The sequence below is a fragment of the Mycobacterium sp. genome (genome assembly GCF_050701675.1).
In the GTDB taxonomy this organism is placed as follows: Bacteria; Actinomycetota; Actinomycetes; order Mycobacteriales; family Mycobacteriaceae; genus Mycobacterium.
This window is the reverse complement of sequence record NZ_JBOGDD010001161.1, coordinates 1-5,200: the sequence shown is the minus strand read 5'-3', so window position 1 is coordinate 5,200 and position 5,200 is coordinate 1. Positions and strand designations below refer to the sequence as shown.

Sequence of the window (5,200 nt, the reverse complement as noted above, 5' to 3'; positions counted from 1 at the left end):
GGTCGGCCTCATGGCACGGATGACGATGTCAAAGACCCCGGCGCGCGTGTCGCTGCGCACACCCGACGGCACGACGCTGGCCACCCTCGGCAAGGGAGCCAACGTGGTAGTCACCGGCGACCCTGGAGAGCTGCTGATGTTCATCTCCGGACGCGACGAGGCCAAGCTCAGCTTCTCCGGCGACGACGCCGCCGTCGTGGCAGTTCGCGGCGCTGACCGCGGCCTTTAGGCGGGCGGTCGGGAGCGGACCGACTTGGGGGATTAGGATGGGGGACATGGACTTCCGCGTATTCGTCGAACCGCAACAGGGTGCCACCTACGGTGACCAGCTCGCCGTCGCTCAGACCGCGGAGGCGGCCGGCTACTCCGCCTTCTTCCGATCCGACCACTACCTGGCGATGGCGGGCGACGGACTGCCGGGACCGACCGACTCCTGGGTGACACTGGCGGGCATCGCCCGCGAGACGTCGACGATCAGGCTGGGCACGATGGTCACCTCCGCCACATTCCGCCATCCAGGAGTGCTGGCCATCTCGGTGGCCCAGGTCGACGAAATGAGCGGTGGCCGTGTGGATCTGGGCATCGGTGCCGGCTGGTTCGAGGCCGAGCACGACGCGTACGCGATCCCGTTCCCGCCGCTCGGCGAGCGTTTCGACCGGCTGACCGAACAGTTGGACATCCTCACCGGGCTGTGGACGACGCCGGCGGGCGAGACGTTCGACTACACCGGCGCGCAGTACTCGATCAAGGACTCGCCGGCACTGCCCAAACCCACGCAGTCGCCGCACCCGCCGATCATCATCGGTGGTGGCGGGCCCAAGCGAACGCCTGCGCTGACGGCGAAGTTCGCGGCCGAGTTCAACATCCCGTTCGCCGACCTCGACACGCTCAAGACCCAGTACGGCCGGGTCGCGGCGGCAGTCGCCGACGCGGGCCGTTCCCCCGACTCGCTGATCTACTCGGCCGCATTCGTGGTCTGCGCCGGGCGGGACGATGCCGAAATCGCCAACCGGGCCGCCGCCATCGGTCGCGAGGTCGACGAGCTGCGCGGCAATTCTCCTCTCGTCGGCACGCCCGCGGAGATCGCCGACAAGCTGGACGCGTTCGCCGAGGCCGGTGTGCAACGGGTCTATCTCCAGGTCCTGGACCAGTCCGATCTGGACCACGTGGAGTTCTTCGCAAGCGAGGTCATCCCCCAGCTGGGCTGACCCGGCCGCCACTCGGCAGCCGCGGCTACTATCGGAGGCCGTGACAGGCGAGGACGACTCCAACGACGACGTCGAACCCGCATGGCACGAACGGCCCTCGACTCTCGCGGGTGCCAGCGTCGCCGCCCTCATCGTGCTCGCCATCCTCTTCTGGGGTGTGTCGTGCGTGGCGCGCCAAGTCAACGACCCTGCGCCGGCACCGCAGTACTACCTGGATCCCAGCACCTCGGGCAGAGGCACGTCGGCCTCGTCGTCGACGAGCACCACGGAGACGATCACCAGCACCAGTCCCCCGGTCACCACCGACATCGAACCGGGTGACACCTCGGCGACGACGACGCCGACGACGACGTCCAGCACGGACACCACGACGTCGTTCAATCCGTCCAACCTGCCCAGGACCAGGACCCCGTCCACCTATGACGACGGTCGCACCCGTCCGAGGTTCAACGAGACGCGGACGGGATTCCCGCGTCCGTGAAGCCACGCTGACTGCCCGCTTGGTGTACGCGAATCGCGAGAAAAGCCGTAAGCAAGCGCGCACTCGGCGAGCTAGGTACGGCCCTGCGCGGCGAAGTCGGCGACCATCGCCTCCGCGCTGCGCACCGCCGCCCGGCACGCCCTGGTGGTGAACGGGTCGTTCAGCGGGTGGTCGGCTCGGCGGCGCCATCGCTGCGCGGCAGAGAACGCCGCACGCGGGCCGTCGTAGGGCGCCTCCGGCTGCAGACCGAGCCGACTGGCCGCATCCGTGCCGGAGCCGCCGATGATCCGTCGCAGCGACGCCATTTCGTCTTCGTTCAACGTCGTTGCCCGCGAACGCAATTGGCTCAGCAGCCGCAATTCCTCGAACGCGTGGGTGTCCGCGAGCAGCGGATCGATGTCGGCGAGGATGTACGGGGTGGCGAAGATCGGGTTGGCCTCGACGAACCTGCGCAGTGACAACAACGCGGTGTGGGCCTTGAGCAGATCCGACCGCTGCGCGAACTGTTGATCGATGACGTCGCGCAGCGCGATCAGCCCGCTGCGCTCGAGCAGCTCGTCGGCCAGTGCGACCGAATCGGTGATACCTGCCCGGAGCACCGCGATCGAGATGCGGATACCGAACATGCCGAACCGCTCCAGAAGCGCCGCACGGATGGCGGCATCAACGGGCAGCGGACTGTCCTCGCGCACGAACCGGTCCACCGACAGCATCGCCTTGGCCAGTTCGGCCGCGTCCACCCCAGCGAGCTTCTCCAGCGCGACGAACTCGCTCTGCCGCAGGGTCCGTGCGGTCAGCGCGAGCAACCCGGACACGGGGACCACGGCCTGGCAGATTCCCGTCTTGTCCATCTCCGCGGTGAACCTGGTCGCGACGTCCTTCGCGGACAGCATCGCGTCGATCCGGCCCGCACCGATCTCGTCGGCCCGTGACGCGACGCCGATGACGCCAAGCGCGCCCGCCGAGCCGCCGACGAGCGTGCCGATCTGCTTGAGCAGCGCGATGTCGGCCGCGTTGAGCGTCCGCAGCAGGAAGACGACGGCGTCCACGCGTGGCACGCCGTCGTCGGGGACCAGCAGCCGCAGGGTGCGCTCGGAGACGTCACGGGACAGCGATGAGGTGCCGGGCGTGTCGATGATGGTGGTGTCGACGAGCTCCGCGGCGGGCCACTCGACGTCGAGGTCGACGACGTCCTCGGGGTCGAGGCTGGCGAAGTCGAACGTCAACCCCCTCTGCTCCGACGCGCCACGGGCTATCGGCACGTTCGACCGCCTGCCACCGCGGTGGTTCGCCGTCACCTTCGGCGTGGCGCCGTTGCGGAACCACGTCACGATGCGGGTGGCCTCCGTGGCGTCGGTCGGCGCAATGTCCTCCCCGACCAGCGCGTTGACCAGCGTCGACTTTCCTGCCTTCAACGTGCCTGCGAGCGCGACGCGGATCGGCTGATTGAGGCGCCTGCCGATCCAGTCCAGTTCGTTGTGGACGTCGGGGCGCTGGGAGAAGGCCGGGTCTCCGCGGTACGCCTGGATGGTGCCGCCGAGAATCGCGCGCACTCGATCGCTCGTACTCATGTCGGGGGCACAGCTTAGTTACTACGGCTGCGAAGTCACTTGGCGACGGGTTCCGGCGCTGGCGACAGGTTCACGGCGTGTTCGGTGACCTGGCGCAGGATGTTGAGCCGGCGCTCGAGCTCCCTGACCCTGGTGTCGCGCTCGTCGATCTCCATCTTCGCCGCGGCCAGGGACGCCTGCAGCGATTCGTTGAGTGATCGCGTGGTCTGGTTCGCGATCTCGCGATAGTGGTCACGGAGCTGACGCTGCACGCTCTTGAGCCGGTCGCGGGATTCCTTGCCGACGATGAACGACACGTCGTCGACGAAGCGGCGCACGTTGGTCTTGGCTTCGTTGCGCACGCGGGCCATGCGGTTCTCCATGTCCTCCTTGTACGCCTTGCGGCCGAGCAACAGTCCCGCCCCGAGCGAGAGGGGATTGAACATGCCGAGGCCGGCGAACGACGTCAGCATGCCGAACATCACCACACCGCCGTACGAACCGCGCATGCCGGTGACGACCTTGTGGCCCTTGCCGATCGGCTTGGCCTCCAACCTGGCGAGCGACTTCATCTCGCCGAAGCCCGCACCCATGTCACGCGCGTTGATCTGCGGCATCTTCACGGCGTCGAGGCCGGCCTCCATGAAGGTGCGGCCCACTTCCTGCGCGAGCGCCTCGGCCCGCTGATAGGCCCACACGAAGTTGTCGCCGACGGCGGTGGCGACGGTGTTCTCCAACTCGGCGCCGATCTCGGCCCAGTGGTGGGTGGGGTCGGTCCCGTCGATGGCGTGTTCGGTGTGCTGGGTGATCGCCCGGAACCGCGCGCGCATGTCGTGATCCACGTCCGCGGTGAGGTCGTTGATGCCGTCGTTGAGCACCTGCTGCCACAGCGCGGTGTGCTGCAGCGCGTCCTGCGCCTCCTCCCTGCGACGCTCGAGGTCGGCGTTCATCGCGTCCCTGTCGTCGGGATCGTTGATCGCCGAGAGCTCGGTCTCGACGGTCATCGTCAAATGCTCGGCGGCGGAGCGGATTTCGGCGAGCACCTGGTCGCGAACCCGGTCGTTCTCACGGACGAGCACCCGGTCGCTGAGGAACTTGACGATCGCGGGAAAGTTCGACTCCTCGTTGAGTTCCTTGTCGTTGGTCTGGATGGCATGGCTGCGCAGCGTCGAGGAGACCGGAACGACGGGCACGTCGATGCCTGCGCGCTGAAGGTGCGCAACGTTGGCCGCAACGATCTCGCGCCAATGCGGGTAGAGGTCCATCTTGGTGACGAGAATCGTTGCCAGCGGGCATATTTCGACGGCCTGCCGGATGAAGGTCAGATCGGGCTCGGTGAACTCCTGGCTGGCGTCGCTGACCATCAGCATGGCGTCGGCGTCGGGCAGCAGACCGAGCGTCGCCGAGAGGTGGGGCTGGCCGTGGCCACCCACGCCCGGGGTGTCGACGAACGCCAACCCGTTCTTCAGCAGCGGGCTCGGCGCGGTCACCTCGACCCGCAGCACCTCGCGGCCGCCCGCCTGGGGGGCGCGGCGCAGGTCGTTGCGGACGTCGGCGACGGGGATCTCGACGACCTCCGGCTCGGCGCCATCGCCACGGGCGACGACGAGACGCGCCGAGGCCTGCTCGCCGTAGGAGACGACGGTCGCCATCGTGGTGGTCTCGTCGTCTCCGACGCGGGCGACCGGAACGTTGAGCAGCGAGTTGAGCAGCTGGCTCTTGCCCTGTTTGAGCTGGCCCGCGATGACCACGCGGATCTGCGGGTCGCTGATCCGCTCCTTGGCCGTTGCGAGTCGATCCACCAGATCGCCGCGCTCGTAGTCATTGGCGATCCTGGTGCTGTGGTCGATCAACTCGAGGATGACCTTGACCTTGCGCGGGTCGTTCGGTTGCGTCATGGGGCTCTTCCACTCGGGTCGCCAATAAAGGTACGCACGCGAGTCTGGCGGGGTCCCCACAGT

Annotated in this window: 4 protein-coding genes and 1 pseudogene; 3 read left to right on the top strand and 2 right to left on the bottom strand. The window is 67.9% G+C overall.

Annotated elements, in window-relative coordinates; genetic code table 11:
* The 3 genes and pseudogenes from ACRDUX_RS35980 to ACRDUX_RS35970 all read left to right on the top strand — a co-directional run.
* Positions 1 to 229: pseudogene (locus tag ACRDUX_RS35980) on the top strand (TIGR03085 family metal-binding protein); the annotation flags it as partial.
* A gap of 46 nt (positions 230 to 275) precedes the next feature.
* Positions 276 to 1,208 carry an LLM class F420-dependent oxidoreductase gene (locus ACRDUX_RS35975; protein WP_526421487.1) on the top strand — a complete coding sequence of 311 codons (933 nt, stop codon included), beginning with the start codon at positions 276 to 278 and terminating at the stop codon, positions 1,206 to 1,208.
* A 40-nt stretch (positions 1,209 to 1,248) separates the two neighbouring features.
* Entirely contained in the window at positions 1,249 to 1,689 is a 441-nt protein-coding gene (locus ACRDUX_RS35970) for a hypothetical protein (RefSeq protein WP_526421485.1), read from the top strand.
* A 71-nt stretch (positions 1,690 to 1,760) separates the two neighbouring features.
* Here ACRDUX_RS35970 and ACRDUX_RS35965 read toward each other — a convergent pair whose 3' ends face one another.
* Positions 1,761 to 3,260, bottom strand: coding sequence for a dynamin family protein (locus ACRDUX_RS35965; RefSeq protein WP_526421483.1), 1,500 nt, complete (start codon positions 3,258 to 3,260; stop codon positions 1,761 to 1,763).
* Between the two features lie 35 nt (positions 3,261 to 3,295).
* Complete coding sequence (locus ACRDUX_RS35960) at positions 3,296 to 5,137, bottom strand: dynamin family protein (protein WP_526421481.1); 1,842 nt, start codon at positions 5,135 to 5,137, stop codon at positions 3,296 to 3,298.
* Between the last annotated feature and the right edge of the window lie 63 nt (positions 5,138 to 5,200).

Excerpts from the sequence above, each read along its gene's own strand:
- ACRDUX_RS35965 (WP_526421483.1), bottom strand. The coding sequence starts at position 3,260 with ATGAGTACGAGCGATCGAGTGCGCGCGATTCTCGGCGGCACCATCCAG.
- ACRDUX_RS35960 (WP_526421481.1), bottom strand. The coding sequence starts at position 5,137 with ATGACGCAACCGAACGACCCGCGCAAGGTCAAGGTCATCCTCGAGTTG.
- ACRDUX_RS35975 (WP_526421487.1), top strand. The coding sequence starts at position 276 with ATGGACTTCCGCGTATTCGTCGAACCGCAACAGGGTGCCACCTACGGT.